The following is a 25,897-nucleotide window of genomic DNA, read 5'->3' on the forward strand; positions in this document are numbered from 1 at the left end:
TGGGGGGTAGCATGAGCCGCGCATTCGTCTTTCCGGGCCAGGGTGCCCAGACCATCGGCATGGGCAAGGCACTCGCCGAAGCCTATCCCGCCGCCAAGGCCGTCTTCGACGAGGTGGACGCGGCGCTGGGCGAGAACCTCAGCGCGCTGATCTGGGATGGCGACATCGCCGAGCTGACCCTGACCCAGAACGCCCAACCCGCGCTGATGGCCACGTCCATCGCCGCCCTGCGTGCGCTGGAGTCCGAGGGCTTCGGCATCGACCAGGCCAGCTTTGTCGCCGGGCACAGCCTTGGCGAATACTCTGCCCTTTGCGCCGCCGGTTCGTTGACCCTGTCCGACACCGCCCGGCTTCTGCGCATCCGTGGCCAGGCCATGCAAGAGGCCGTCCCCGTCGGCATCGGCGCGATGGCCGCGCTTCTGGGCCTTGATTTCGAGACCGCCACCCAGGTCGCGCAGGAAGCCGCCCAGGGCGAGGTCTGCCAGGCCGCGAACGACAACGATCCCGCCCAGGTCGTCGTCTCGGGCCACAAGGCCGCCGTCGAGCGCGCGGTCGAGATCGCCAAGGCCAAGGGCGCCAAGCGCGCGCTTCTGCTGCCGGTGTCCGCTCCGTTCCACTGCGCCCTGATGCAGCCCGCCGCGCATGTGATGGCCGAGGCGCTGGCCGCAGTCCCCATCGCCAAGCCCAGCCTGCCGGTCGTGGTCAACGTCCGCGCCGAGGCGGTGATGGAGCCCGACCGGATCATGGACCTGCTGATCGCGCAGGTCACCGGGTCCGTCCGCTGGCGCGAATCCGTCCTGTGGATGGAAAAGGCCGGGGTGACCGAGTACTGGGAAATCGGCGCCGGCAAGGCGCTGTCGGGGATGATCAAGCGCACCGCTCAGGGTGCGACCACCCGTGCCATCGGCACACCCGACGACATCGCCGCACTCAAGGCCTGAAAGGACACCCCATGTTTGACTTGACTGGCAAAAGCGCCCTTGTCACCGGCGCCAGCGGCGGCATCGGTGCCGACATCGCCCGCGCGCTTCACGCTGCCGGGGCCACTGTCGGCCTCTCTGGTACCCGCACCGAGCCGCTGGAGGCATTGGCCGCCGAATTGGGCGGCCGCGCGCATGTGCTGCCCTGCAACCTGTCGAACCCCGAAGACGTGGAAGGCCTGGTCAAGCGCGGGGCGGAGGCGATGGGCGCGGTGGACATCCTGGTCAACAACGCCGGAATCACCCGCGACGGTCTGGCGATGCGCATGTCGGACGAGGATTGGCAGTCGGTCATCGACGTCAACCTGACCGCGACGTTCCGCCTGTGTCGCGCCGCGATCCGGGGCATGATGAAGGCGCGCTGGGGGCGCATCGTCAACATCTCCTCGGTCGTGGGCACCACGGGCAACGCGGGCCAGGTGAACTATGCTGCCTCCAAGGCCGGGATGGTCGGGCTTTCGAAATCCCTTGCCGCCGAAGTCGCAAGCCGTGGAATCACGGTGAACTGCGTCGCGCCGGGCTTTATCGAGACCGCAATGACCGACAAGCTGAACGAGGCGCAACGCGCCGCGATCCTTGGCTCGGTCCCGGCTGGCCGCATGGGGTCGCCGCAGGAAATCGCGGCGGCTGTCCTGTTCCTGGCCTCGCCGGAAGCCGCCTATGTGACCGGCGCGACACTGCATGTGAATGGCGGCATGGACATGGTCTGACGCACGCCCCGCGCAAGTCAGGTTAAAGCGTTTGCCATGCGCTTCGACCCTTGCTATAGGCGCGCAGGATTGAGGCCCGGGTATGCGGGTAGAACGGTAAAGGCCGGGAGCTACCCCGCGCCAAGATAGAGGAACGAACATGAGCGACATCGCTGATCGCGTGAAGAAGATCGTCGTCGAGCATCTGGGCGTCGAAGCCGACAAGGTGACGGAATCGGCCTCGTTCATCGACGACCTGGGTGCAGACTCGCTCGACACGGTCGAGCTGGTCATGGCCTTCGAGGAAGAGTTCGGGATCGAGATCCCGGATGACGCCGCCGAAACCATCCAGACCTTCGGCGACGCGGTGAAGTTCATCTCGGAAGCCGCCTAAGCGCTTTCGTCCGGTTTCGGACAGCAGGGCACCCTTCGGGGTGCCCTTTGCGTTTCGGTTGGGAGTCCGGGCGGGCAAATCTTTTCGAAAAGATTTGCAAAATCCTTCGAAGGATTTTGGTCCAAGGCCCCCCGTCTCGGCAAACGCTCGCCGCAGTCCCTTCCATCACGCTTGCCAGCCTTCGCAGCGATCCCCAGACTGGGGAATGGAACAGGAGGCCCCGCATGACCGGCAATACCGCCCTTGGCACGATGTTCGGCGCGTCCGGCGTCGACACATTCATGGGCTTGCCGCGCAGCCGGGACCTGTCGCGCCTGTCGGCGAAGATGGCGTTGATCGGGGCGGATGGGTGCACGCCCTATCCCTCGGTCGGGTTCTACTGCGCGGGTGGTCCGGCGGCGATCCGGGCGGCGGGGGCGGCCTATGCGGCGAACCTTGCCCACATGAACTTTGACCTTGGCGGGCCGATCTTTCCGGGCGGGGTTTCCGCGGTCGATGCGGGCGATCTGCCGCAGGATCTGAACGACCCAGCCGGCAACCGGGCGCGGATTTTCGGGGCGGTCAGCCAGATCCTGGACCGGGGTGGGGTGCCGCTGCTGATCGGGGGCGATGACAGTCTGCCGATTCCGATGCTTGAGGCGTATGGCGCGCGAGGGCAGCGGTTCACCATCCTGCAGATCGACGCGCATATCGATTGGCGCGACGAGGTGCAGGGAGAACGGCTGGGCCTGTCGTCCACCATGCGGCGGGCCTCGGAGATGGAGCATATCGACGCGATCATCCAGGTCGGCCAGCGCGGTATTGGTTCGGCCCGGTTGCAGGACGTGGCGGACGCGGAAAACTGGGGCGTGGGCTTCGTGCCTGCGGGCGAGGTGGCGCGCTATGGCATCGGCCGGGCGATGGACCTGATCGCCGACGGGGCGGAGGTGATCGTCTGCCTTGACCTCGATGCGCTGGACCCCAGCGTGATGCCAGCCGTGATCGGGCGGACAGCGGGGGGGCTTGGCTACTGGCAGGTCCTGGAACTGATCGCGGGCGTGGCCGAGAAGGCGAAGATCGTCGGGTTCGACATGGTAGAGTTCATGCCCGCCCGCGACATCGACGGGCAGGGGGCGGCTGTCGCGGCGCAGATGCTGGCCGCCGTGATGGGCATCGTCTCGCGGCAGGGATAAGGAGTTGAGGATTCCTGAACGTCCGCGGTCAAGCGACGGATTTCATTTGTCTTCCAGGTTTTGTCCTCCGTGGACACGTCTTCGGCCCGCCGATGACGCTCCCCCAAGGTTGCACGGGCAAGGGGGGCCGTGTATCACCCTGAAAGCCTGTTCGTGGGAGGGAAAGCATGCGTCGCGTCGTGGTCACCGGTCTTGGAATGGTCACCCCCCTTGCCTGCGGGGTCGAGGAGACCTGGACCCGCCTGATCGCGGGCCAGTCCGGGGCGGGGACGATCACCAAGTTCGACAGCTCGAACGTCGTCACCCAGTACGCCTGCGAGATTCCGGTGGGCGACGGCACGGACGGCACCTTCAATCCCGACGACTGGATGGAGCCGAAAGAACAGCGCAAGGTCGACGATTTCATCATCTACGGGATGGCCGCCGCCGTGCAGGCCGTGCGAGATGCCGGGTGGGATGATATCCCGGAGGAAGAGAAACTGCGGACCGGGGTTATGATCGGGTCCGGGATCGGCGGGCTGAACTCGATTGCCGAGACGGCGGTCCTGATCAAGGAGAAGGGGCCGAAGCGGGTCTCGCCGTTTTTTATCCCCGGTGCGCTGATCAACCTTGTCTCGGGGCAGGTGAGCATCCGGTTCGGCTTCAAGGGGCCGAACCATGCGGTCGTCACGGCGTGTTCGACCGGGGCGCATGCCATCGGGGATGCGGCGCGGCTGATCATGTGGGGCGATGCCGACGTGATGGTGGCGGGCGGGGCGGAGAGCCCGATTTCGGAGATCGGGATCGCCGGGTTCAACGCCTGCAAGGCGCTGTCGACGAAGCGGGCCGATGAGCCGCAGAAGGCCAGCCGCCCCTATGATGCAGACCGTGACGGGTTCGTGATGGGCGAGGGCGCGGGCATCGTGGTCCTGGAGGAATACGAGCACGCCAAGGCCCGGGGCGCGAAGATCTATTGCGAGGTGCTGGGCTATGGGCTGTCCGGCGATGCCTACCACATCACTGCGCCCAGCGAGGACGGGGACGGCGGTTACCGCAGCATGGCCGCCGCGCTGAAGCGGGCGGGGCTGGAGGCCAAGGACATCGACTATATCAATGCGCACGGCACCAGTACGATGGCCGACACCATCGAGCTTGGCGCGGTGGAACGACTTCTGGGGGACCACGCCCCGAAGGCGACCATGTCTTCGACGAAGTCGTCGATCGGTCACCTTCTGGGGGCGGCAGGTGCGGTGGAAGCGATCTTCTGCGTGCTGGCGATCCGGGATCAGGTGGCACCGCCGACGATCAACCTGGACAATCCGGCGGTGCAGCCCAAGCTGGACCTTGCCCCGAACAAGGCGGTGCACCGCAAGATTGACGTGGCGCTGTCGAACAGCTTCGGCTTCGGCGGCACCAATGCCAGCCTTGTCCTGGGCAAGGTGCGCTAGGGATGTGGCGGTCCATCGCCTCGAACGCGCTGACGCTTTTCATCGTGATCCTGGTCGCGATGGCTGCCCTGGTCGCCTGGGGACGTAACGAGTTCGTGGCACCGGGACCGCTGACCGAGGCGATCTGCCTGGAGGTAGAGCGGGGGGCCAGCCTGTCGGCCGTGAGCCGGAACCTTGAGGAGCGGGGAGCGATCAGCGACGCCCGCATCTTTAGGATCGGCGCCGAGTATGCCGACCGCGCGGATGACCTCAAGTTCGGCAGCTACACGGTCCCGGCCGGCGCAAGCATGTCCCAGGTGCTGGAAGCGATCACCGCGACGGGGCGGTCGACCTGCGGGCGCGATCTCAATTTTCGGATCGGGGTCACACGGTCGGATGTCGTCCTGAGCGAGCTGGACCTGACCTCGAACGCCTATACAGAGGTCGCGCGGTTCGATGCCGGCGTCGATCCGCTGCCGGCCGAATACCTTGAGGTCTCGGATGATCCGGCGCTGGTCTTCCGCATTACGATGGCCGAAGGAGTGACCAGCTGGCAGGTGGTGGATGCACTGAAGAAAGCGGACTTCCTGCAAGGCGCGCTGGAGACGGTGCCGCCGGAAGGGTCGCTTGCGCCGGGTGGCTATGAGGTCGAGCGCGGGACCGAGCGCGGTGCCATCATTGCCAAGATGACCGAGCGGCAGGCGGCGGCCCTGGCCGAGGCCTGGGCGAACCGGGCGGAAGGGCTGCCCTATGACACGCCGGAAGAGGCACTGATCATGGCCTCGATCATCGAGAAGGAAACCGCGGTGCCGGAAGAACGCGGCCGGGTGGCCAGCGTTTTCGTCAACCGCCTGCAACAGGGCATGCGGCTGCAGACCGACCCGACGGTGATCTACGGATTAACCAAGGGCGAGGGTGTGCTGGGACGCGGCCTGCGGCAAAGCGAGTTGCGGCGCGAGACGCCTTACAACACCTATGTGATCGACGGCTTGCCCCCGACACCGATCGCCAATCCCGGAACAGCGTCCATCAACGCGGCGATGAACCCCGACACGACGGACTACCTGTTTTTCGTGGCGGACGGAACTGGCGGGCATGCCTTCGCTCAGACGCTGGACGAGCACAATCAGAATGTGGCCCGGTGGCGCCGGATCGAAGCAGAGCAGGGCGCGGCGGACGAGGGCGGCGTCCAGGGGGAATAGGGATTAACGAAACGTGAAGCTTGAGATCGGTCAAGCCTTTGATACAGAAGCGTTTTTTCTTGACTCGCCGCGCGGTCTGATGTAGACCTTCTGGCATGCTAGAAGAAGTGTCGAAGCGGCCCGGGGTGCCTCCCCGTTGGCCGCTTTTTCATTTCCTTCGTGCGGGGGCAGCATGAGGGGTGACGGTACTAGATGACAGTGAGGTTCACGGGCGACGTGCCCCCACAGGCAGATGTCCTGGGGGTTACGGAACGGCTTTACGAAGAGGCAGTCATCGAGCTTGAGCGCACGATGAACGCGCTGAAGGCCGGGGAATTCAATGAAGTGAAAGCGGCACAGACTGCGATCCGCGAGCTACGCGCGACGGCTCTGGCAGTGTTGCAGGAAAGGGGAAAAGTTGACCAACTCCGCAAGCAGATCGCCGGCCACGTCGGAGCCGGAGGGGCGCTCGACCTTGACGAGGCCCGAGCTGAAATCGGGCGCCGCCTGGCTTGCCTCCGCGGCGCCGGAGGAAGTGGATGAGTTTCTGTCCGGGTTGAGCCAGAACGCATTGCTGGCGCTGCCCTGGGTGTTCGAGTTCTGGGCGCTGCCGCATCAGTTGCCGCCAAGGGGGGCCTGGAAGACCTGGGTCATCATGGGCGGGCGCGGCGCGGGCAAGACGCGGGCGGGGTCGGAGTGGGTGCGCAGCCAGGTCGAGGGCGCGGGGCCCGTTGATCCAGGGCGGTGCAAGCGGGTGGCGTTGGTGGGCGAGACCATCGACCAGGTGCGCGATGTGATGGTTCTGGGGGAGAGCGGGATTATCGCCTGCTCGCCACCGGACCGGAAGCCGGAGTGGCTGGCGTCGAAGCATCAGTTGCTGTGGCCGAACGGCGCCGTGGCGCAGGTCTTTTCGGCGCATGAGCCCGAGGCGATGCGGGGGCCGCAGTTCGATGCGGCCTGGGCGGATGAACTGGGCAAGTGGAAGAAGGGCGGCGAGGCCTGGGATCAGTTGCAGTTTGCGCTGCGGCTGGGGCGGAATCCGCAGGCGGTGGTCACGACGACTCCTCGGAACGTCGGGGTGCTGAAAGCGATCCTGAAGAACCCCTCGTCGGTGATCACGCATGCCCCGACCGAGGCGAACCGGGCCTATCTGGCGGAAAGCTTCCTGGCCGAGGTGCAGGCGCGCTATGGCGGGACAAAGTTCGGGCGGCAGGAGCTGGAGGGCTTGCTGATCGAAGAGGCGGACGGTGCCTTGTGGACCCACGCGATGCTGGAGGCGGCGCGGGTGGACACGGTACCGACGGTCAATCGGATCGTGGTGGCGGTCGACCCGCCCGTCACGTCGATGAAGTCGAGCGACGAGTGCGGGATCGTGGTCGTCGGAGCCGATACGCGCGGCGACCCGAAGGATTGGAAGGCGGTCGTGCTGGAGGATGCCAGCGTGAAGGGGGCGACCCCGGAAGGCTGGGCGCGGGCTGCGCTGGCGGCGATGGAGCGGCATGGGGCGGATCGGCTGGTGGCCGAGGTGAACCAGGGCGGCGATCTGGTGGAGCAGCTGGTGCGGATGATCGACCCGCTGGTGCCTTACCGAGGCGTTCATGCGACGCGGTCGAAGATGCTGCGGGCCGAGCCGGTGGCGGCTTTGTATGAGCAGGGCCGGGTTCGCCATGTCCGGGGCCTTGGCGCGCTGGAAGAGCAGATGAGCAAGATGACGGCGGTGGGCTGGCAGGGGACGGGGTCTCCTGACCGGCTGGATGCGCTGGTCTGGGCGCTGACCGACCTGATGCTGGGGGCGTTGCATGGCGGTCGACCCAGCGTTCGGTCGCTTTAAGGGATTTAGGGATTTGGCAGGTCATATGGCCGGGCGCATCAGGCAGCCCGGATGGTCGGGCGCTGCCCGAGGCATGAAGGAGTGCGAGGATGGTCTTCGATTTTCTGCGGAAGGCGCCGGTAGAGGCGGTTCCGGAACGCAAGGCCTCGGCCGTGGGTCGGGTGATCGCCTGGGGCAATGCGGGCCGCGTGGCCTGGAGCCCGCGCGACACGGCAAGCCTGACCCGGACCGGGTTTCAGGCGAACCCGATCGGGTTTCGCGTGGTGCGGCTGATCGCCGAGGCGGCGGCGGCGTTGCCGCTGGTGTGCCAGACGCATGAGCAGCGGTTCGACACGCACCCGGTGCTGGACCTGATCAGCCGCCCGAACGGCAACCAGGGCCGGGCGGAGTTTCTGGAGGCGGTCTATGGCTATCTGCTGCTGGCCGGGAACGCCTATGTCGAGGCGGTGCCAGGCGTGTCGGCGGTGCCGGGCGAGCTGCATGTGCTGCGGTCGGACCGGATGAACCTGGTTCCCGGCGCGGATGGCTGGCCGGTGGCCTATGACTATACGGTCAGCGGGCGGACGCATCGGTATGACGTGACAGGCGAGATGAGCCCGATCTGCCATCTCAAGACCTTCCACCCGCAGGACGACCACTACGGTTTCTCGCCGATGCAGGCGGCGGCGCTGGCGGTGGACGTGCACAACAGTGCCTCCAGCTGGTCGAAGGCGCTGCTGGACAATGCGGCGCGGCCTTCCGGGGCAATTGTCTACAAGGGGGCGGATGGTGGGGCCTCGTTGAGCTCGGACCAGTATGAGCGGCTGGTGAGCGAGATGGAGGCGCACCATCAGGGGGCCCGCAATGCCGGGCGGCCGATGCTGCTGGAGGGGGGTCTGGACTGGAAGCCGATGGGGTTCAGCCCGTCAGACATGGAGTTCCAGAAGACCAAGGAAGCCGCCGCGCGCGAGATCGCGATTGCCTTCGGCGTGCCGCCGATGCTGCTGGGGATCCCGGGGGACGCGACCTATTCGAACTATCAGGAGGCGAACCGGGCGTTCTACCGGCTGACGGTGCTGCCGCTGGCGACGAAGGTGATGGCGGATCTTGCGCATTGGCTGTCGGGCTTTGCCGGTGAGGCGGTGGAGTTGAAGCCGGACCTCGACCAGGTGCCGGCGCTGGCCAGCGAGCGGGACCAGCAATGGGCGCGGGTGGCGGTGGCCGATTTCCTGACCGTCGCCGAAAAGCGGATGCTTCTGGGTCTGCCGAAGCTGGCGGAGGAAGAATGACGGCGCGGCGGTCCGAGGGCGGGTCGCGCTTTGTCTACGACAGTTTCGACGCCGCCGCCGCGCGGATCGAAGCGAACGAGCGCGTCGCGAATGAGCGCTGGGCGGGCCTGGAGTATCGGCTGGGGCTGATCGAGGCGACGCTGGAACGGCTGGAGAAACGGATCTGGGTCGGCGTCTACGGTGTGGCGGCGTTCCTTCTGGCACAGATGGCCGAGACGGTCATCAGGGCGGCGATGAGGTGAGGAAATGACGGATTACGGAGCGCCTGAACGGAAGTTCCAGCAGGCCGAAGCGGGCCTTGTGGTGACGGAGGGCCATGTGGTCGAGGGCTATGCCTCGCTGTTCGGCAAGACCGACCAGGGCGGCGACATCGTGCAGAAGGGCGCCTATGCGGCCAGCCTGAAGCGGCTGCGCGCGCGGGGCGGGCGGGTCAAGATGCTGTGGCAGCATGACCCGGCCCAGCCCATCGGCGTCTGGGACGAGGTGCGCGAGGATGCCACGGGCCTTTGGGTCAAGGGGCGCATTCTGACCGAGGTGGAGAAGGGCCGCGAGGTGGCGGCGCTGCTCCAGGCCGGGGCCATCGACGGGCTGTCGATCGGCTACCGCACGGTCAAGGCGGAACGCGACGGCAAGGGCAAGCGCCTGTTGTCGGAGCTGGAGCTTTGGGAGGTGTCGTTGGTGACCTTCCCGATGCTTCCCGAGGCGCGGGTCGCGGCCAAGGCGGATGCCCTGGACGGTGACTGGCGCGACATGGCGGCGGTCTTCGAGGACGCGCGCCGCAGTCTGGCCGGGCGATAGCGCGGCGTCCCAACTGAAGAGAAGGATGAAGAGATGACCGAGACGAAGGCTCGGGCCGGGGAAGCTATGCCCTCTGCCCAGACTCTGACCTACCAGACTCCGGCCGCCGAGGCGAAGGCGGCCATGACCGGGTTCCTGAACGAATTCAACCGCTTTCAGGACGACGTGAAATCAACGCTGAAACATCAGGAAGAGCGACTGACCATGTTGAACGCAAAGACGATGTCCTATGGCCGCCCGGCGCTTTCGGCCCGCGCGGAGGTTGAGGCCCCGCATCAGAAGGCGTTCAACGCCTATCTGCGGTCGGGCGATGACGATGGCCTGCGCGGCCTGACCCTGGAAGGCAAGGCGATGTCCTCGGCCGTGGCGGCTGATGGCGGCTACCTGGTCGACCCGCAGACTGCCGACCGCATCCGGTCGATGCTGTTCGCGACCTCGTCGCTTCGGTCCATTGCCAATGTCGTGCAGGTCGAGGCGACCTCGTTCGACGTGATCGTCGACCGGTCCGAGGTTGGTTCGGGCTGGGCGACCGAAACCGCAGCCACAACCGAGACCGCGACCCCGATCATCGAGCGCATCTCGATCAAGCTGCACGAGCTGGCGGCGATGCCAAAAGCCAGCCAGCGCCTGCTGGATGACAGTGCTTTCGACGTGGAGGGCTGGCTGGCCGAAAAGATCGCGACCCGCTTCATCCGTGCCGAGGCTGCGGCCTTCATCAACGGTGATGGTGTGGACAAGCCGAAGGGCATCCTGCTGCCGACCAAGGTGGCAAACGCTTCCTGGACCTGGGGCAATATCGGCTACGTTCCGACCGGCGCGGCGGCGGATTTCGCCACCACCAACCCGGCGGACTGCATCGTCAACCTGGTCTACGCGCTGGGCGCGGACTACCGGGCCAATGCGGCTTTCGTGATGAACTCGAAGACCGTCGGTGCAGTCCGCAAGATGAAGGATGCCGATGGCCGTTTCCTTTGGTCGGACGGTCTGGCGGCGGGCGAGCCCTCGCGTCTGATGGGCTATCCGGTGCTGGTCTGCGAGGACATGCCGGATATCGCGGCCAACGCCTTCGCCATCGCCTTCGGCGACTTCCGCGCGGCCTATACCATCGCGGAACGCCCCGACCTGCGGATCCTGCGCGACCCCTTCTCGGCCAAGCCCAACGTCCTCTTCTACGCCAACAAGCGCGTGGGCGGCGACATCACCGACTTTGCGGCGATCAAGCTTCTCCGCGTCGCGGTGTCCTGATGACCCGGTCCGACCCCCAGGCGGGGGTCGGACCATTCCCCGTGCCTTGCAACACCTGAAGGCCCGGCCGCGGGCGGAGATCTGATCATGATGTTGACCGAAGAAACCCCGGTGCCGTCGCTGGCCTTGCCGGTAGAGGAGATGAAGGACCATCTGCGGATGGGGTCCGGGTTCGCCGATGACGGGCTGCAGAACGGGTTGATCGAGACCTACCTTCGCGCTGCGATGGCCGCGATCGAAGGGCGGATCGGCAAGATGCTGTTCCAGCGCCGGTTCCTGTGGGTCCTGGATTGCTGGCGCGACGCCGAGCAGGCGCTGCCCGTGTCGCCGGTGTCGGGGATCGTTAGCCTGACCCTGGTGGATGCGTCGGGGGCCGAAGTGGTGGTGCCGGCGACGTCCTACCGTCTGGTCAAGGACCTGCACCGGCCGCGACTGGCGGGCAAGGGAACTTCGCTGCCGACGATCCCGAGTGAGGGGTTGGTGAAGATGGTCTTTGACGCAGGTTTCGGCCCGGCCTGGACGGACGTGCCGGTCGACCTGCGGCAGGCGGTGCTTCTGCTTGCGGGTGAATACTACGAACACCGGCACGACGATGGCGCGCAGGCTGCCGGGCTGCCCTTTGGCGTGGTGACGCTGATCGAACGCTGGCGCACTGTCCGCATCCTGGGCGGGGGCAAGAAATGAACACGCCCCATCTGAACAGGGCGCTGGTGCTGGAAGGGGTGGTGCGGACCCCTGACGGAGCTGGTGGCTTCACCGAGGCCTGGACGGCACTGGGCACACTTTGGGCCGAAGTCCTGCCGGGATCCGGCAGCGACACCCTGGGCGAGGAGCGGATGCTGTCGGCGGTGCCCTACCGGATCACGGTCCGAGGGACACCGACGGGGTCTCCGTCTCGTCCCACGGCTGGGCAGCGGTTCCGCGAAGGGACACGGCTGTTCCTGATCCAGGCAGTGACTGAACGAGACCAGTTCGGTCGCTTTCTGACCTGTTTTGCCCGCGAGGAGGTGCCGAAATGAGTTATGGTGCAGCACCCGCCCTGCAGACGTCGGTGTTCCAGAGGCTATCGACCTGGCCTTCCCTGTCCGGTGTGGCGATTCACGACGCGGTGCCGCCGAATGTGACCGGGACCTTTGTCCTGATCGGCCCAGAAGAGGCCCGCGACCAGTCGGACAAATCCGGCGCGGGGGCCGAGCATCAGATGGTGATCAGCGTGATAACCGATCAGACCGGGTTTCTGTCGATCAAGACGATTGCAGCCGATATCTCGGACGCCCTGATCGGCGCGCCATTGTCCCTAAGCCGCGGCGCGCTGGTCAGCATGTTCTTCCTGCGAGCCAGCGCCCGCCGGATCGAAGAGGGCGAGACGCGGCGGATCGACCTGACCTTTCGGGCGCGGGTTCAGCTGTAGCTCCGCCCTCTTACCCCCAAGCCCCTCTCCCACACCGGGAGAGGGGGGCGCCCCGCGCCACATTTCATCGCATGACGGAGAGCGAACATGGCTGTGCAAAGCGGCAAGGATCTGCTGATCAAGATCGACCAGACGGGGGACGGCCAGTTCGTCACCATCGCGGGGCTGAGGGCAACCCGGATCAGCTTCAACACGGAATCGGTGGACGTCACCAGTCTGGAAAGCCAGGGCGGCTGGCGTGAGCTGCTGGCCGGGGCGGGGGTCAAATCGGCCCAGATCTCGGGCTCGGGCGTGTTCCGGGACGAGAACACCGATGAACGCGCGCGCCAGGTGTTCTTCAACGGCGAGATCCCGGACTTCCAGGTGGTGATTCCAAGCTTCGGCATCATCGAAGGGCCGTTCCAGATCACCTCGATCGAGTATTCGGGCAGCCACAACGACGAGGCGACCTACGAGATGGCGATGGCTTCGGCCGGTGCCATGACCTTCACGGCGCTCTGATGGCGAACCCCTGGGCGGGAGAGGTGGCGATCTGGCTGGATGGCCAGCGCCATGTGGCGAAGCTGACCCTGGGCGCCTTGGCCGAGTTGGAACAGGCGCTGGAAACTGGGTCGTTGATCGACCTGGTGCAGCGGTTCGAGGAGCAGAGGTTCAGCACACGGGACGTGCTGGCGCTGATCGTCGCAGGGCTGCGCGGCGGCGGCTGGCAGGGCACGGCGGCGGACCTGCTGCGGGTCGAGATCGGCGGTGGGCCGGTCGAGGCGGCGCGGGCGGCGGCGGAGCTGCTGGCGCGGGCGTTCTCGTTGCCGGGCGAACCACCGGGCGGGCCATGAGTGGGATCGATTGGCGCGGGCTTTTGCAAGCCAGCTTGCATGGGTTGGGCCTGGAGCCGGCTGCCTTTTGGCGGCTGACGCCCGTGGAGTTGCGGATCATGCTGGGGCGGGAGGGTGTAGTCCCGCCCCTGACACGCGCGCGGTTGGCCGAGCTGGCCGCAGCGTTCCCCGATGTACGGAAGGATCAGGGCGATGGCGGATATCGGAACGATGCAGGAGCAGCTCCAGGCGCTTGAGGCCCAGATGGGATCTTCGGTGTCGATGGTAGCTGCCTTCGATGGCGAGCTTGCCCGAATGCGGGAAACGATGGTTTTCACGGGGCGCGAGGTGAACACCCTGTCCAGTGGCATCAGCGGGGGCCTGCGGAAGGCGTTCGACGGGCTGATCTTCGACGGAATGAAGTTGAACGACGCGCTGAAGACGGTCGCGAACACCATCGTCGATCAGGTCTATTCAATCGCGATAAAGCCGGTGACCGGGGCGCTGGGCGGGCTGCTGGCCCAGGGCGTCGGAGGGCTGATGGGGGCGGGGATGCCCTTTGCCAACGGCGGCGCCTTTAGCCAGGGGCGGGTGATGCCATTTGCGAAGGGGGGCGTCGTGTCCTCGCCCACAGGGTTTCCGATGCGGGGCGGCATGGGCCTGATGGGTGAGGCCGGTCCCGAGGCGATCATGCCGCTGACCCGAGGCCCGGACGGACGTCTGGGAGTGCAGGCCGGCGGGGGTAGGGCAGTCAACGTGGTGATGAACATCACGACCCCGGACATCCAGAGCTTCCAGCGCAGCCAAAGCCAGGTCGCCGCTCAGGTCAGCCGCGCCCTGGCGCGCGGGCAACGCAATCGCTGAGGATACATCATGGCCTTTCACGAAATACGTTTCCCGGCAAACCTGAGCTTCGGTTCGGTTGGCGGACCCGAGCGACGGACCGAAATCGTCACGTTGACGAACGGGTTCGAAGAGCGGAACACGCCCTGGGCCCATTCCCGCCGACGCTATGACGCAGGCGTGGGGTTGCGCTCGCTGAACGATGTCGAAACGCTGATCGCGTTCTTCGAGGCGCGCGCTGGACAACTCCACGGGTTCCGCTGGAAGGACTGGTCCGATCATAAGTCCTGCGCACCGCTTGCCGCCCCTGGGCCAGAGGATCAGTTGATCGGTACCGGGGATGGCGTAACGACCGTCTTTCAGCTGCAGAAGACCTATGTTTCGGGTCTGCAAAGCTATTCGCGGCCGATCCGAAAGCCCGTGCTTGGCACCGTTCTGGTCGCGATTGCCGAAGATCCGAAGGTCGAAGGCCTGGAGTTCACTGTGAATATGGAAACGGGGGAAGTAACTTTCGCCCTGCCCCCCGACCTTGGGACGCGCATCACAGCAGGTTTCGAGTTTGACGTGCCGGTCCGCTTTGACACCGACAACATCCAGACATCTGTCGCCTCGTTCCAGGCCGGTGACGTTCCGACGGTGCCGGTCGTGGAGATCCGGCTATGACGAAAGAGGCTCTTCTTTCGCATCTTGGGACTGGGTCGACGACCGTTTGCCGCGCATGGGCGCTTCGGCGTCGTGATGGGGTGACGCTGGGTTTCACCGATCACGACCGGGATATCGTCGTCGATGGCGTGACCTGCCGTGCGGACAGCGGGATGACGGCCAGGACACTACACCAGACCACCGGGCTGTCCGTCGATAACACCGAAGCCTTCGGCGCGCTGAGTGCCGCTGCCATCACGGAAGCCGATCTGTTTGCAGGACGGTTCGACGGAGCCGAGGTGCGGGTGTACTTGGTCAACTGGCAATCACCCGAAGACCATGTCGAGCAGTTTCGTGGTACTCTTGGCGAGATCACCCGCTCCGACGGCAGCTTCAAGGCTGAATTGCGCGGGATTTCGGACCAGCTTAACCGTCCGCAGGGCACGGCTTACACCTCGCGGTGTTCCGCCGTTCTTGGCGATAATCGCTGCCGGTTCGATTTGGCCCAGCCGGGCTACTTTGTGACGCGGGTGGTCGAAACGGTCGAGGATGGGCGGATCTTCAGGTTCTCGAACCTGTCAGGATTTGGAGATCGATGGTTCGAGGATGGGCGGTTCGAGGTGCAATCAGGTGAAGCGGCCGGGCTTGTCGGTGTCGTCAAGATTGATCGCACCGAGGATGTGGGACGACGCATCGAGTTATGGCAGTCTATCGGTGCGCCAGTTGTTGCCGGAGACAGCATTCGGATCCTTGTCGGCTGCGACAAGCGGCCGAGCACCTGTCGCACCAAGTTTGCCAACTTCTTGAATTATCGTGGTTTCCCGCACATCCCTGGCGAAGACTGGTTGGCCTCGTATCCTGTCCCTGACCGGCCAAACGCCGGGGCCAGGCGCGTCGGCGGGAGCGATGAATGACAGCCGCTGAGCGTGCGATTGCGGAAGCCAGATGCTGGATCGGCACCCCCTATCTGCATCAGGCTAGCACCCGTGGAGCCGGGACGGACTGCCTGGGGCTGCTTCGGGGCGTCTGGCGGGCCATTTACAGGGGGGAACCGGAATCGGTTCCGGCCTACACCGCTGACTGGGCCGAACCGCAGCATCACGAGGTGCTTTTCGAAGCAGCCAGCCGATGGTTGGTGTCGAAGCCTCTGAATGTCCCTGCCGTAGGAGATGTGCTGCTGTTCCGCATGCGCGAGGGTGCCATCGCCAAGCACCTCGGGCTTCAGTCGGACGTCGGTCCCCATCCAAAGTTCATCCATTCCTACACGGGCCACGGCGTCCTTGAGAGTTCACTCTCGCAGCCCTGGCAGCGCCGGATCGTGGCGCGTTTCGCATTTCCAGAAGGAACCAAGTGAATGGCCACTCTGCTTCTTTCCGCTGCCGGCGCAGCGGTTGGTGCCGGCTTCGGCGGTACGGTATTGGGACTGTCTGGTGCCGTGATCGGGCGGGCAATCGGTGCTACGCTTGGACGTGCGATCGACCAGCGCGTGCTTGGTGCGGGATCGGAGCCGGTGGATGTCGGCCGAATCGACCGTCTTCGTCTGACCGGAGCGGGCGAGGGCGGGGCAATCGGCCAGATCTGGGGCCGGATGCGCGTCGGCGGCCAAGTCATATGGGCGACGCAGTTCACGGAAACTGTCCGTCGGCGCCGGAGCGGCAAGGGCGCTCCGAAGCCAAAAGTCAACGAATACAGCTATTCTGTCAGCCTGGCGATTGCTCTTTGTGAAGGTGAGGTGTTGCGTATCGGGCGGATCTGGGCCGACGGGAACGAAATCTCGGCACTGGACCTGAACCTGCGGTTCTATCCGGGTAGCGAAACCCAGTTGCCGGACCCGTTGATCGAGGCCGTCGAGGGCTCTGGCAAGGCGCCGGCCTATCGCGGTCTGGCTTATGTCGTGATCGAGGATCTGGACCTGTCGGCCTATGGCAACCGCGTTCCGCAGTTCAGTTTTGAGGTTGTCCGGCCCGCGCAGGGGCCTGCGATCGGCGCGACCGATACGCTTGGTGGTGCCATCCGCGGAGTGGCTCTGATCCCTGGCACGGGGGAATACGGGCTGGCCACGACGCCCGTACACTATGCAGAGGCGCTTGGACGCAACCGATCGGCCAACGTGCACTCTCCCTCCGGGAAAACCGACTTCGCAACAAGTCTGGACCAGCTGTCCCAGGAACTGCCCAACGCGGGAGCAGTTTCTCTTGTTGTGTCGTGGTTCGGAGATGATCTGCGCTGTTCGAGCTGCACCGTACGGCCCAAGGTCGAGCAGAACTTGAGAGACGGCGTGGGTATGGCCTGGCGCGCAGGCGGAATCGCCAGGGCTGCCGCACTGGAAGTACCGAAGGTCGATGGGATTTCCGTCTATGGCGGGACGCCTGCCGATGCCTCTGTCATCGAGGCAATCCGTGCCATCCGCGCGGCCGGCAAAGAAGTGATGTTCTATCCGTTCATTCTTATGGACCAGCTGGATGGCAACGCTTTATCGGACCCCTGGAGTGACTCTCTGACGCAGCCAGTTCTGCCGTGGCGCGGCAGGATCACCTTGGCTGAAGCTCCGGGCAGGCCCGGAACCACGGATAGGACAGCCGCCGCCGCGGCAGAAGTGACCACCTTTTTCGGGTCTGCTCAGCCGGGTGATTTCACGGTGAGCGGCGAATCCATCGGCTACACCGGGCCAAACGACTGGGGCTTCCGTCGATTCATTCTGCATTATGCACGTCTTTGCGCCGTAGCGGGCGGCGTGGATGCCTTTTGCATAGGATCGGAGATGCGGAGCCTGACCCAGATCCGCGGGCAAGCGGACAGCTTCCCCGCCGTTGCGGCACTGAAGCAACTTGCCGCGGACGTGAGGTCGATCCTGGGGCCAAATGTCAAGATAAGCTACGCGGCCGATTGGTCGGAGTATTTCGGCTATCACGCTGATGGAAACGTCTACTTCCACCTCGACCCGCTCTGGTCTGACCCGGAAATCGACTTCGTCGGCATCGACAATTACATGCCGGTATCGGACTGGCGCGAGGATGAATACCACGCGGATTCGTCGTACGGATCAATTTACAACTTAAGGTATTTGCAGGATAATTTCGCAGGCGGCGAGGGCTTTGACTGGTACTATGACAGTCCCGAGGGAGCCTTGGCCCAACGGCGGTTGCCGATTGCCGACGGTGCCTTTGGAGAGCCCTGGGTCTTTCGATACAAGGATCTGAAATCCTGGTGGTCCAACCTTCATCATGATCGCATTGAAGGTGTGCGTTCCACGCTTCCTACGGCATGGATTCCGGGTTCCAAACCTATACGGTTCACCGAATATGGTTGTGCGGCTATCGACAAGGGTACGAACCAGCCGAACAAGTTCATTGACGTCAAGTCGTCCGAGTCCGGACTGCCCCTTTGGTCCAACGGTCGCCGCGATGATCTGATCCAGATGCAATACCTCCTCGCAACTGCGAAGTTCTGGGAGGAGTCCACCAATAATCCAATCTCGGTGGACTATGGTGGGCCGATGGTCGATCTTGATCACGCTTACGCCTGGGCCTGGGACAGCCGTCCTTTCCCGGAGTTTCCCGGTCAAACCGAGGTCTGGAGTGATGGCGATAACTATGCCCGCGGGCATTGGCTAAATGGACGTGCCTCAAGCCAGCCGCTTACAGGTGTCGTAGCTGAGATTTGCCAACGCTCGGGTGTCGATACACTGAAAACCGATGCGCTTTACGGCTTGGTTCGTGGCTATCAGCAGGCGGACATTGCCACCGGTCGGTCGTCCTTGCAGCCGCTCATGCTTACTTATGGCTTTGACGCCTTCGAACGCGACGGGCTGCTTTCCTTCCGCAGTCGGGATGCAAGGGTCGTGGCCGACGTAGGAGACGACGATCTGGTCGACCTGCCTGATCTGGATGGCAGTCTTGAAGCCACGCGCAGCTCGGAAGCCGAGACGGCGGGTCAGGTCCGCCTGAACTACGTCGACGCCCAGTCCAGCTACGAGATCAGATCGGTCGAGGCACGGTTTCCAGACGAGGACTCGCTGAACGTCTCACAGTCCGACCTGCCGCTCGCACTGACCCGCACCGAGGGCCAAGCAGCGGTGGAGCGTTGGCTTGCCGAGGCGCGAGTTGCTCGAGACACGGTCCGCTTCGGTCTGCCAAAGTCGCGCCTGTCGGTCGGAGCCGGCGATGTGGTCGCATATGCTGGCCGTCGCTATCGGGTGGATCGCGTCGAACAGGCCGAAGGTCAGCTTCTGGAAGCCGTCAGGGTCGAGTCGGGCGTCTATCTTCCGTCGGACAAGGCGGATGAGGCGATTTCAGTGAGGCCCTTCGTGCCCCCCGTTCCGGTCCTGCCGGTCCTTCTGGACCTGCCATTGATCACCGGATCGGAAGCGCCACAAGCGCCCTATGTTGCCGTCGCGGCGGACCCCTGGCCCGGTACAGTGGCAGTCTGGTCCTCCAGCGAAGACGCGGGATACGAAGTGAATCGCCTGGTTCCGGCGCCAGCCGTAATCGGCGTTACCGAAACGGTGCTGCTTCGTCACAGCCCGGGTCTATGGGATCGCGGTGCGCCACTTCGGATCAGGATCGCAGGGGGCGAGCTGACCTCTGCCACGGAACTCGCCGTCTTGAACGGCGCAAACGCTATGGCCATCGGAGATGGCAGCGTATCAAGCTGGGAAGTGTTCCAGTTCGCCGACGCGCAGCTTGTTGCCCCGGACACATATGAATTGTCCACTCGCTTGCGAGGGCAACTCGGGACCGATGGCGTAGTGCCTGCTGTCTGGGCAGTCGGCAGCACGGTAGTCCTGCTTGATCTCTCGCTCCTTCAACTTGATCTGCCGCTGTCTTCGCGTGGACTGGCCCGCTTCTATCGGATCGGTGTTGCCGCGCGCGGCTTTGATGATCCGCTTGTCACTGTCAGGAACGAGGCATTCGACGGGATCGGGCTACGGCCTTACCCGGTTTCGCATCTGCGCCAGACAAAGGATGCAGGAGATACCCGGATCATCTGGAAGCGCCGGACCAGGGCCGACGGAGATTCATGGCAGTCAACCGAGGTTCCGTTGGGAGAGGAGGTCGAGGCCTATCTGGTTCGCGTGCTGCAGGCCTCGGCAATTGTCGCGGAGTATACGGTCAACCAACCGCAGTTCCTTTACACGGTGGCCATGCAGGCTGCGGACAATATAACCGGAGCTTTCCAGATTTCCGTGGCCCAGATGTCGGTTGCCTTTGGTCCGGGGCCGTTCCGGAAAATCGGTGTACCGGCCTGAGCAGAACGGGAAACAGAGGGGATCACATCATCCATTTCAAGAAATGATGAAGAGACGCACAGAATTGCATGTCGCCAGTCAATCCGGTTGTGGTATCTAGAGTCCACAACCGGAGGCTTCGCCAATGTTCGAAACCAGATCCAAACTCACCGCCGTCGACCCGGTCTGGCGTCGGGTTTGTGAAGAAGCCGTAGACGCGATTCGTGACGAGCCGCTGCTTGGCGGGCTTATCCACTCTGGACTCTTGCACCATTCCACGTTGGAGCGGGCGCTCGCCTATCGTTTCTCCTTGAAGCTTGCTTCCGGCGAAATGAGCGAGCAGATCCTGAGAGAAATTGCTGATGAGGCTTATGACAGCGACTCGGAAATAGGCGCTGCTGCCCGCACCGATCTCATGGCAGTCTACGAGCGTGATCCGGCCTGCCACCGCTTCCTTCAGCCGCTTCTATTCTTCAAAGGCTACCAGGCCGTTCAGGCCTACCGCATCGGACACTGGCTCTGGCAGACTGGACGCATCGACCTTGCGTATTTTGTCCAGATGCGGGTGTCTGAGGTCTTTGGGGTCGACATTCACCCCGCGGCCCGCGTCGGCAAGGGAATCATGATCGACCACGCCCATTCCATCGTAATCGGCGAGACCGCGGTGGTTGGCGACAACGTGTCGATGCTTCACTCCGTCACTCTCGGCGGGACCGGGAAGGAAGACGGAGACCGGCACCCCAAGATCGGGGACGGCGTGCTGATCGGCGCCGGTGCGAAGGTTCTTGGCAACATCCATGTCGGCCGTTGCTCGCGCATTGCTGCAGGCTCCGTGGTGCTTGAGGACGTTCCCCCCAACACAACGGTTGCTGGGGTCCCCGCGCGCGTGGTGGGCAAGGCTGGCTGTGCCCAGCCTGCCTTGACCATGGACCAGATCCTCAAGGCGGAATGACCATCCAAGCATGATCCCCGCCCTCCGTGTGTTCGCAGGCCGTGTGACTGGGCTGGCCATCTCGACCTTCGCCCGATTCATGACCGCCCCCCGTGCCATCTGGCAAGGGATCGAGCCGGTGCCACATCAGCGTGTCTATTTCGCCAACCACTCCTCGAACGGCGACTTCGTTCTGCTCTGGACCACGCTGCCCAGCCCCCTCCGCCGCCAGACCCGGCCTGTCGCCGCGCTGGACTACTGGCTGACCTCGCCGCTGCGTGCCTTCATCGGGCGCGAGGTTTTCAACGCCGTCCTTATCGACCGCCGCCCCGAAGCGCGAACCGAGGACCCGGTGGCCCAGATGGTCGCCGCGCTTGACCAGGGATCCTCGCTGATCCTCTTCCCCGAAGGCCAGCGCAACAGTTCGGACGCCCCGCTGTTGCCGTTCAAGTCCGGGCTTTACCACCTTGCCAAAGCCCGCCCCGGCGTCGACCTTGTCCCGGTCTGGATCGCCAACCTCAACCGCGTGATGCCCAAGGGTGAAGTCATTCCCGTGCCGCTGATCTGCACCCTTACCTTCGGCTCCCCCCTGCATCTCGAACCCGACGAGACGAAAGAGGCCTTCCTCGAACGCGCCACCCAGGCGCTCCTCGCACTCAGGGCTCCGGCATGACCTCGCCGCATCTCCTCTGGCTCCTCGCCGGTGTCGGCACCATCCTCGTCCTCGCCTCCGTCATCGGCGAGATCCTCCGTGCCCGCCTTTCGCCAGCCGGCCAGAACCCGGTGATCGAGAACCTGAACGCCCGCATCAACGCCTGGTGGGTGATGGTGATCTGCCTCGCGCTGGCCTTCATCGCGGGCAAACCGGGGGTCGTCCTTCTCTTCGCACTCTGCTCCTTTGCCGCCCTGCGTGAGTTTCTGACGCTGACCACCCACAACCGCGCGGATCACTGGTCGTTGGTCGCCTGCTTCTTCCTGATCCTGCCGCTGCAATATGCTTTCCTCGCGACGGACTGGTACGGGATGTATTCGATCTTCATCCCGGTCTATGCCTTCCTTCTTCTGCCCGTCGTCTCGTCCCTCCGTGGCTCCACCAAGGACTTCCTGATCCGCGTCTCGGAAACCCAATGGGCGCTGATGATCTGCGTCTACTGCGCCAGTCACGTCCCGGCACTCCTCTACCTGCAGATCCCGGGGTTCGAGGGTCGCAACGTCATCCTCATTGCCTATCTGATCTTCGTCGTGCAGCTGTCGGACGTCATGCAATACGTCTGGGGCAAGCTGATCGGTCGGACCAAGGTTGCGCCCACTCTCTCGCCCTCCAAGACCTGGGAGGGACTTGTTGGCGGCACCCTCACCGCCACTGCAGTTGGCACCGCGCTTTACTGGATGACCCCGTTCTCTCCCCTTGAAGCCGCCAGCATGTGCATCCTCATCACGCTGATGGGCTTTTTCGGCGGCCTTGTCATGTCGGCCATCAAACGGGACCGTGGGATCAAGGACTGGGGCCACCTCATAGCCGGGCATGGCGGCTTTCTCGACCGGCTCGACAGCGTGATCTTCGCCGCGCCGATCTTCTTCCACGTCACCCGCTGGGTCTGGTCCACGACATGAGCGACGGAAACCGCCGACCGCTTACCTCGCGCAACTCCCAATGGGCCGCGCGCCTCGCCTCCTGGGCCGTCCAGAAGGGCCTCACCCCGAACCAGATCAGTCAAGCCTCCATGGCCTTCGCAGCCACCGGCCTTGCGCTTTACTGGCTCTCCACCCAAGGCCCCGGCATCGTCCAGTTCCTCTGCCTGATCCTCGCCGCCGCCACCCTGCAGGCCCGCCTCGTCTGCAACCTGATCGACGGTATGGTCGCGATCGAGGGCGGCAAAGGTGCCAAGGACGGCCCCTTCTGGAATGAGGCCCCCGACCGCGCCTCCGACCTCCTCTTCTTCACCGGAGCCGGTCTCGCCGCAGGCAACCCCGCGCTGGGCCTCCTCGCTGCCGCCCTCGCCATCGCCACCGCCTATATCCGCGAACTTGGCCGGGCCGAGGGCTTTCCGCCCGATTTCTCCGGCCCCCTCTCCAAACCGCAACGCATGGCTGTCCTGACCGCAGGCACCACCGTCGCCGCCCTTTACGCCAGCGAATGGACACTGAACCTGACGCTCTGGATCATCGTGGCAGGCACAGCCGTCACGATCCTCCGGCGTTCCCGGACTCTCATCGAAAAGCTGAAGTCTCGATAAGGAAAAGGGGACCCTGCGGCCCCCATTTCATCTGTCCACAAATATCCCACGGGGGCGCGGGGGTGTGAAACCCCCGCTCCGCAGGTTCAAGCCAGCATCACCATCGGATTTTCCAGCGCCTCGATCACGGCCTTCAGGAACTCCGCCCCCAAGGCCCCGTCGATCACCCGGTGATCCACCGACAGCGTCATCGACATCACTGTCGCCACGCCAATCGTCCCGTCGCCCATGACCACCGGCTTCTTGATGCCAGCCCCCACAGCCAGGATCGACCCATGCGGCGGGTTGATCACCGCATCGAAGTTCTCGATACCCATCATGCCCAGGTTGGAAATCGCGAAGGACCCACCCTGATACTCATGCGGTGCCAGCTTCTTGGTCTTCGCCCGACCCGCCAGGTCTTTCATCTCCGCCGACAGCGCCGACAAAGACTTCTTGTCCGCATCGCGCAACACCGGAGTGAACAAGCCACCCTCGACCGCCACCGCCACCGCCACATCCGACGGCTTCAGCCGCAGCATCCGGTCGCCCGCCCAGACGGTGTTCGCCGCAGGAACAGCCTGCAAGGCCATCGCGCAGGCCTTGATGATGAAGTCGTTGACGGAAAGCTTCACCCCCCGGCCTTCCAGCTGCTTGTTCAGTGTCTCGCGGAACGCCATCAGCGCGTCCAGCCGGACGTCCCGCCGCAGGTAGAAGTGCGGGATCGTCTGCTTGGCCTCGGTCAGACGGGCTGCCACGGTGCGCCGCATCCCGTCCAGCGCCACTTCCTCGAAGGGCCGGTCGGCATACATCTTCAGCACTGTCTCCGCCGCCATGCCTGTGGGCATACCGCCAGCGGGCTTGGCCGGGGCAGGGGCCGCCGCCTTCGTAGCCTCCGCCGCGACCGTAGGCCGGGCTTCAGACCGGCTCACCGCCGTAGCGCCTTCGACATCCGCCCGGACGATCCGGCCATGCGGACCCGAGCCCTTCACCGCCCCCAGGTCCAGACCCTTTTCCTTGGCAATCCGCCGCGCCAGGGGCGAGGCGAACACCCGCGCTCCTGAACCTTCCCCGCGGGGAAGGTCTTGAGCCGCCGCCGCTGCGCCGACCGCCGGGGCAGGGGCGGAGGCCGCCGCAGCAGCAGGGGCCGCAGCAGCAGCGGGGGCCGCAGCAGCAGGGGCAGACGCCGGCGCCTTTGGCGCAGCAGCGACCGAGGCCGCATCTTCCCCATCGTCCAGCAGCACCGCGATCGGTGTGTTGACCTTCACCCCCGCAGTTCCCTCGGCGATCAACAGCTTGCCGACAGTCCCTTCGTCGACCGCCTCGAACTCCATCGTCGCCTTGTCGGTCTCGATCTCGGCGAGGATCTGGCCCGACTTGACCACATCCCCCTCCTTGACCAGCCACTTCGCCAGCGTGCCCTCCTCCATCGTCGGGGAAAGCGCGGGCATCAGAATTTCGGTAGCCATGGCTTCACCTCACCGGTAGCAGACGGATTTGACGGCGGTCACGACCTCGGCGGGCGTGATCAGGGCGAACTTCTCCAGGTTGGCCGCATAGGGCATCGGCACGTCCTTGCCCGTGCAGGTGATGACAGGCGCGTCCAGATAATCGAACGCCCGCTGCATCACCGTGCTGGCGATATGGTCGCCGATGGAGCCCACCGGGAAACCTTCCTCGACCGTCACACAGCGGTTGGTCTTCATCACCGAAGCCAGCACCGTGTCATAGTCGATCGGCCGCAGCGTCCGCAGGTTCACCACCTCCGCTTCGATGCCTTCCTTGGCCAGCACCTCTGCCGCCGCAAGCGCATGGGCGCAACCGATGCCGAAGGACACCAGGGTCACGTCCGATCCCGCCCGCAGGATCGACGCTTTCCCGAACGGCACCGTAAAGTCCGGGTCCGTTGGCACTTCGAACGACCGCCCATAGAGGATCTCGTTCTCCAGGAACACCACCGGGTTCGGATCGCGGATCGCCGTCTTCAGAAGACCTTTCGCATCCGCCGCCGAATAGGGCATGCAGACCCGCATCCCCGGGATCGCCGCATACCAGGCCGCGAAGTCCTGACTGTGCTGCGCGCCGACCCGCGCCGCAGCCCCGTTCGGTCCGCGGAACACCATCGGGCTGCCCATCTGGCCCCCCGACATGTACAGCGTCTTGGCTGCCGAATTTATGATGTGGTCCATCGCCTGCATCGAGAAGTTGAAGGTCATGAACTCGACAATCGGCTTCAACCCGCCCCACGAGGCACCAACTCCGATCCCGGCAAAGCCCATCTCGGTGATCGGCGTGTCCACCACCCGGCGCGGGCCGAATTCGTCCAGCAGGCCCTGCGAAATCTTGTAGGCCCCCTGATACTCCCCGACCTCTTCCCCCATCAGGAACACCGTCGGATCGGCCCGCATCTCTTCCGCCATCGCCTCGCGCAGCGCCTCGCGGACGGTCATCGTCTTGGTCGGCCCCTCCGGCAGGTCCGAATGTGGCCAGCCCTGTGCCGCCACTGGAGCCGCCGCAACCGCAGCAACCGGAGCCGCAACCGTAGGTCGGGGTTCACCCCGACTCTCCACAACGGCCGCCGGGGCAGGGGCGTCCGACACCGTCTCCCCCTCCTCGACCAGCACCGCAATCGGCGTGTTCACCTTCACGCCAGCAGTCCCCTCGGCGACCAGGATCTTGCCCACCACACCCTCGTCCACGGCCTCGAACTCCATCGTCGCCTTGTCGGTCTCGATCTCGGCCAGGATCTGCCCCGACTTGACCGTATCGCCTTCCTTCACCAGCCATTTGGCCAGCGTGCCTTCCTCCATCGTGGGGGACAGTGCGGGCATAAGTACTTGAGTTGCCATGA

General features: G+C 64.8%; 29 protein-coding genes. 27 read left to right on the forward strand and 2 right to left on the reverse strand.

All coding sequences use genetic code 11. From position 1 onward, the window contains the following. Positions 1-11: 11 nt before the first annotated feature. From fabD to Q8M85_RS15940, 27 genes are all read left to right on the forward strand, one after another. Entirely contained in the window at positions 12-941 is a 930-nt protein-coding gene (fabD, locus tag Q8M85_RS15810; RefSeq protein ID WP_305546320.1) for an ACP S-malonyltransferase, read from the forward strand. 11 nt (positions 942-952) lie between these two features. Next, positions 953-1,690, forward strand: a complete 738-nt coding sequence (gene fabG / locus Q8M85_RS15815) for a 3-oxoacyl-ACP reductase FabG (protein ID WP_305546322.1) — start codon at positions 953-955, stop codon at positions 1,688-1,690. Between the two features lie 139 nt (positions 1,691-1,829). Further along, positions 1,830-2,063, forward strand: a complete 234-nt coding sequence (locus Q8M85_RS15820) for an acyl carrier protein (protein WP_128515501.1) — start codon at positions 1,830-1,832, stop codon at positions 2,061-2,063. 224 nt (positions 2,064-2,287) lie between these two features. After that, positions 2,288-3,235: an arginase family protein gene (locus Q8M85_RS15825; protein WP_305546324.1), complete on the forward strand. Its 948-nt coding sequence runs from the start codon at positions 2,288-2,290 to the stop codon at positions 3,233-3,235. A 167-nt stretch (positions 3,236-3,402) separates the two neighbouring features. Continuing rightward, a complete protein-coding gene (fabF, locus tag Q8M85_RS15830) occupies positions 3,403-4,662 on the forward strand; it encodes a beta-ketoacyl-ACP synthase II (RefSeq protein WP_305546326.1) in 1,260 nt (419 codons plus the stop codon). Between the two features lie 2 nt (positions 4,663-4,664). After that, positions 4,665-5,843, forward strand: a complete 1,179-nt coding sequence (mltG, locus tag Q8M85_RS15835; RefSeq protein WP_305546328.1) for an endolytic transglycosylase MltG — start codon at positions 4,665-4,667, stop codon at positions 5,841-5,843. 192 nt (positions 5,844-6,035) lie between these two features. Then, positions 6,036-6,365 (forward strand): hypothetical protein, encoded by a 330-nt coding sequence (locus Q8M85_RS15840; protein WP_305546330.1) that lies wholly within the window; start codon positions 6,036-6,038, stop codon positions 6,363-6,365. After that, a complete protein-coding gene (locus Q8M85_RS15845) occupies positions 6,358-7,653 on the forward strand; it encodes a DNA-packaging protein (RefSeq protein WP_305546332.1) in 1,296 nt (431 codons plus the stop codon). The genes Q8M85_RS15840 and Q8M85_RS15845 overlap by 8 nt, the downstream gene beginning before the upstream one ends. Before the next feature lie 89 nt (positions 7,654-7,742). Then, entirely contained in the window at positions 7,743-8,921 is a 1,179-nt protein-coding gene (locus tag Q8M85_RS15850; protein WP_305546334.1) for a phage portal protein, read from the forward strand. After that, a complete protein-coding gene (locus Q8M85_RS15855; RefSeq protein ID WP_305546336.1) occupies positions 8,918-9,163 on the forward strand; it encodes a hypothetical protein in 246 nt (81 codons plus the stop codon). The genes Q8M85_RS15850 and Q8M85_RS15855 overlap by 4 nt, the downstream gene beginning before the upstream one ends. A gap of 4 nt (positions 9,164-9,167) precedes the next feature. Continuing rightward, complete coding sequence (locus Q8M85_RS15860; RefSeq protein WP_305546338.1) at positions 9,168-9,719, forward strand: HK97 family phage prohead protease; 552 nt, start codon at positions 9,168-9,170, stop codon at positions 9,717-9,719. A 33-nt stretch (positions 9,720-9,752) separates the two neighbouring features. Next, positions 9,753-10,964, forward strand: coding sequence for a phage major capsid protein (locus Q8M85_RS15865; RefSeq protein WP_305546340.1), 1,212 nt, complete (start codon positions 9,753-9,755; stop codon positions 10,962-10,964). Between the two features lie 87 nt (positions 10,965-11,051). Then, on the forward strand, positions 11,052-11,648 hold the full coding sequence (locus Q8M85_RS15870) for a head-tail connector protein (RefSeq protein ID WP_305546341.1): 597 nt from the start codon (positions 11,052-11,054) through the stop codon (positions 11,646-11,648). Then, entirely contained in the window at positions 11,645-11,983 is a 339-nt protein-coding gene (locus Q8M85_RS15875) for a head-tail adaptor protein (RefSeq protein ID WP_305546342.1), read from the forward strand. Before Q8M85_RS15870 ends, Q8M85_RS15875 begins: the two co-directional genes overlap by 4 nt. Beyond that, complete coding sequence (locus Q8M85_RS15880) at positions 11,980-12,375, forward strand: DUF3168 domain-containing protein (RefSeq protein WP_305546343.1); 396 nt, start codon at positions 11,980-11,982, stop codon at positions 12,373-12,375. The genes Q8M85_RS15875 and Q8M85_RS15880 overlap by 4 nt, the downstream gene beginning before the upstream one ends. An 87-nt stretch (positions 12,376-12,462) precedes the next feature. After that, a complete protein-coding gene (locus Q8M85_RS15885) occupies positions 12,463-12,876 on the forward strand; it encodes a phage major tail protein, TP901-1 family (RefSeq protein WP_305546345.1) in 414 nt (137 codons plus the stop codon). Then, a complete protein-coding gene (locus Q8M85_RS15890) occupies positions 12,876-13,208 on the forward strand; it encodes a gene transfer agent family protein (RefSeq protein ID WP_305546347.1) in 333 nt (110 codons plus the stop codon). Before Q8M85_RS15885 ends, Q8M85_RS15890 begins: the two co-directional genes overlap by 1 nt. Continuing rightward, positions 13,205-13,444 (forward strand): rcc01693 family protein, encoded by a 240-nt coding sequence (locus Q8M85_RS15895; protein ID WP_305546349.1) that lies wholly within the window; start codon positions 13,205-13,207, stop codon positions 13,442-13,444. The genes Q8M85_RS15890 and Q8M85_RS15895 overlap by 4 nt, the downstream gene beginning before the upstream one ends. After that, positions 13,401-14,051: a phage tail tape measure protein gene (locus tag Q8M85_RS15900; protein ID WP_305546351.1), complete on the forward strand. Its 651-nt coding sequence runs from the start codon at positions 13,401-13,403 to the stop codon at positions 14,049-14,051. Before Q8M85_RS15895 ends, Q8M85_RS15900 begins: the two co-directional genes overlap by 44 nt. 9 nt (positions 14,052-14,060) lie before the next feature. Further along, positions 14,061-14,693 carry a DUF2460 domain-containing protein gene (locus Q8M85_RS15905; protein ID WP_305546353.1) on the forward strand — a complete coding sequence of 211 codons (633 nt, stop codon included), beginning with the start codon at positions 14,061-14,063 and terminating at the stop codon, positions 14,691-14,693. Then, positions 14,690-15,586: a DUF2163 domain-containing protein gene (locus Q8M85_RS15910; RefSeq protein WP_305546355.1), complete on the forward strand. Its 897-nt coding sequence runs from the start codon at positions 14,690-14,692 to the stop codon at positions 15,584-15,586. Before Q8M85_RS15905 ends, Q8M85_RS15910 begins: the two co-directional genes overlap by 4 nt. Continuing rightward, positions 15,583-16,026 carry a peptidase gene (locus Q8M85_RS15915; RefSeq protein ID WP_305546356.1) on the forward strand — a complete coding sequence of 148 codons (444 nt, stop codon included), beginning with the start codon at positions 15,583-15,585 and terminating at the stop codon, positions 16,024-16,026. Before Q8M85_RS15910 ends, Q8M85_RS15915 begins: the two co-directional genes overlap by 4 nt. Continuing rightward, on the forward strand, positions 16,027-19,920 hold the full coding sequence (locus tag Q8M85_RS15920; RefSeq protein WP_305546358.1) for a glycoside hydrolase TIM-barrel-like domain-containing protein: 3,894 nt from the start codon (positions 16,027-16,029) through the stop codon (positions 19,918-19,920). Between the two features lie 124 nt (positions 19,921-20,044). Beyond that, a complete protein-coding gene (gene cysE / locus Q8M85_RS15925; RefSeq protein WP_305546360.1) occupies positions 20,045-20,851 on the forward strand; it encodes a serine O-acetyltransferase in 807 nt (268 codons plus the stop codon). Between the two features lie 10 nt (positions 20,852-20,861). Next, positions 20,862-21,503 (forward strand): 1-acyl-sn-glycerol-3-phosphate acyltransferase, encoded by a 642-nt coding sequence (locus Q8M85_RS15930; protein ID WP_305546362.1) that lies wholly within the window; start codon positions 20,862-20,864, stop codon positions 21,501-21,503. Next, positions 21,500-22,444, forward strand: coding sequence for a phosphatidate cytidylyltransferase (locus Q8M85_RS15935; RefSeq protein ID WP_305546364.1), 945 nt, complete (start codon positions 21,500-21,502; stop codon positions 22,442-22,444). Before Q8M85_RS15930 ends, Q8M85_RS15935 begins: the two co-directional genes overlap by 4 nt. Continuing rightward, on the forward strand, positions 22,441-23,067 hold the full coding sequence (locus tag Q8M85_RS15940; RefSeq protein WP_305546366.1) for a CDP-alcohol phosphatidyltransferase family protein: 627 nt from the start codon (positions 22,441-22,443) through the stop codon (positions 23,065-23,067). Before Q8M85_RS15935 ends, Q8M85_RS15940 begins: the two co-directional genes overlap by 4 nt. A gap of 86 nt (positions 23,068-23,153) precedes the next feature. Here Q8M85_RS15940 and Q8M85_RS15945 read toward each other — a convergent pair whose 3' ends face one another. Further along, entirely contained in the window at positions 23,154-24,515 is a 1,362-nt protein-coding gene (locus Q8M85_RS15945) for a pyruvate dehydrogenase complex dihydrolipoamide acetyltransferase (RefSeq protein ID WP_305546368.1), read from the reverse strand. A 9-nt stretch (positions 24,516-24,524) separates the two neighbouring features. Next, a complete protein-coding gene (locus Q8M85_RS15950; protein WP_305546370.1) occupies positions 24,525-25,895 on the reverse strand; it encodes a pyruvate dehydrogenase complex E1 component subunit beta in 1,371 nt (456 codons plus the stop codon). Positions 25,896-25,897: the final 2 nt, after the last annotated feature.

Origin of the sequence: Tabrizicola sp. (genome assembly GCF_030694085.1) — a bacterium.
Taxonomy (GTDB): domain Bacteria; phylum Pseudomonadota; class Alphaproteobacteria; order Rhodobacterales; family Rhodobacteraceae; genus Tabrizicola.

Excerpts from the sequence above, each read along its gene's own strand:
- fabD (WP_305546320.1), top strand. The coding sequence starts at position 12 with ATGAGCCGCGCATTCGTCTTTCCGGGCCAGGGTGCCCAGACCATCGGC.
- fabG (WP_305546322.1), top strand. The coding sequence starts at position 953 with ATGTTTGACTTGACTGGCAAAAGCGCCCTTGTCACCGGCGCCAGCGGC.
- Q8M85_RS15820 (WP_128515501.1), top strand. The coding sequence starts at position 1,830 with ATGAGCGACATCGCTGATCGCGTGAAGAAGATCGTCGTCGAGCATCTG.
- Q8M85_RS15825 (WP_305546324.1), top strand. The coding sequence starts at position 2,288 with ATGACCGGCAATACCGCCCTTGGCACGATGTTCGGCGCGTCCGGCGTC.
- fabF (WP_305546326.1), top strand. The coding sequence starts at position 3,403 with ATGCGTCGCGTCGTGGTCACCGGTCTTGGAATGGTCACCCCCCTTGCC.
- mltG (WP_305546328.1), top strand. The coding sequence starts at position 4,665 with ATGTGGCGGTCCATCGCCTCGAACGCGCTGACGCTTTTCATCGTGATC.
- Q8M85_RS15840 (WP_305546330.1), top strand. The coding sequence starts at position 6,036 with ATGACAGTGAGGTTCACGGGCGACGTGCCCCCACAGGCAGATGTCCTG.
- Q8M85_RS15850 (WP_305546334.1), top strand. The coding sequence starts at position 7,743 with ATGGTCTTCGATTTTCTGCGGAAGGCGCCGGTAGAGGCGGTTCCGGAA.
- Q8M85_RS15855 (WP_305546336.1), top strand. The coding sequence starts at position 8,918 with ATGACGGCGCGGCGGTCCGAGGGCGGGTCGCGCTTTGTCTACGACAGT.
- Q8M85_RS15860 (WP_305546338.1), top strand. The coding sequence starts at position 9,168 with ATGACGGATTACGGAGCGCCTGAACGGAAGTTCCAGCAGGCCGAAGCG.
- Q8M85_RS15865 (WP_305546340.1), top strand. The coding sequence starts at position 9,753 with ATGACCGAGACGAAGGCTCGGGCCGGGGAAGCTATGCCCTCTGCCCAG.
- Q8M85_RS15870 (WP_305546341.1), top strand. The coding sequence starts at position 11,052 with ATGATGTTGACCGAAGAAACCCCGGTGCCGTCGCTGGCCTTGCCGGTA.
- Q8M85_RS15875 (WP_305546342.1), top strand. The coding sequence starts at position 11,645 with ATGAACACGCCCCATCTGAACAGGGCGCTGGTGCTGGAAGGGGTGGTG.
- Q8M85_RS15880 (WP_305546343.1), top strand. The coding sequence starts at position 11,980 with ATGAGTTATGGTGCAGCACCCGCCCTGCAGACGTCGGTGTTCCAGAGG.
- Q8M85_RS15885 (WP_305546345.1), top strand. The coding sequence starts at position 12,463 with ATGGCTGTGCAAAGCGGCAAGGATCTGCTGATCAAGATCGACCAGACG.
- Q8M85_RS15890 (WP_305546347.1), top strand. The coding sequence starts at position 12,876 with ATGGCGAACCCCTGGGCGGGAGAGGTGGCGATCTGGCTGGATGGCCAG.
- Q8M85_RS15895 (WP_305546349.1), top strand. The coding sequence starts at position 13,205 with ATGAGTGGGATCGATTGGCGCGGGCTTTTGCAAGCCAGCTTGCATGGG.
- Q8M85_RS15900 (WP_305546351.1), top strand. The coding sequence starts at position 13,401 with ATGGCGGATATCGGAACGATGCAGGAGCAGCTCCAGGCGCTTGAGGCC.
- Q8M85_RS15905 (WP_305546353.1), top strand. The coding sequence starts at position 14,061 with ATGGCCTTTCACGAAATACGTTTCCCGGCAAACCTGAGCTTCGGTTCG.
- Q8M85_RS15910 (WP_305546355.1), top strand. The coding sequence starts at position 14,690 with ATGACGAAAGAGGCTCTTCTTTCGCATCTTGGGACTGGGTCGACGACC.
- Q8M85_RS15915 (WP_305546356.1), top strand. The coding sequence starts at position 15,583 with ATGACAGCCGCTGAGCGTGCGATTGCGGAAGCCAGATGCTGGATCGGC.
- Q8M85_RS15920 (WP_305546358.1), top strand. The coding sequence starts at position 16,027 with ATGGCCACTCTGCTTCTTTCCGCTGCCGGCGCAGCGGTTGGTGCCGGC.
- cysE (WP_305546360.1), top strand. The coding sequence starts at position 20,045 with ATGTTCGAAACCAGATCCAAACTCACCGCCGTCGACCCGGTCTGGCGT.
- Q8M85_RS15930 (WP_305546362.1), top strand. The coding sequence starts at position 20,862 with ATGATCCCCGCCCTCCGTGTGTTCGCAGGCCGTGTGACTGGGCTGGCC.
- Q8M85_RS15935 (WP_305546364.1), top strand. The coding sequence starts at position 21,500 with ATGACCTCGCCGCATCTCCTCTGGCTCCTCGCCGGTGTCGGCACCATC.
- Q8M85_RS15940 (WP_305546366.1), top strand. The coding sequence starts at position 22,441 with ATGAGCGACGGAAACCGCCGACCGCTTACCTCGCGCAACTCCCAATGG.
- Q8M85_RS15945 (WP_305546368.1), bottom strand. The coding sequence starts at position 24,515 with ATGGCTACCGAAATTCTGATGCCCGCGCTTTCCCCGACGATGGAGGAG.
- Q8M85_RS15950 (WP_305546370.1), bottom strand. The coding sequence starts at position 25,895 with ATGGCAACTCAAGTACTTATGCCCGCACTGTCCCCCACGATGGAGGAA.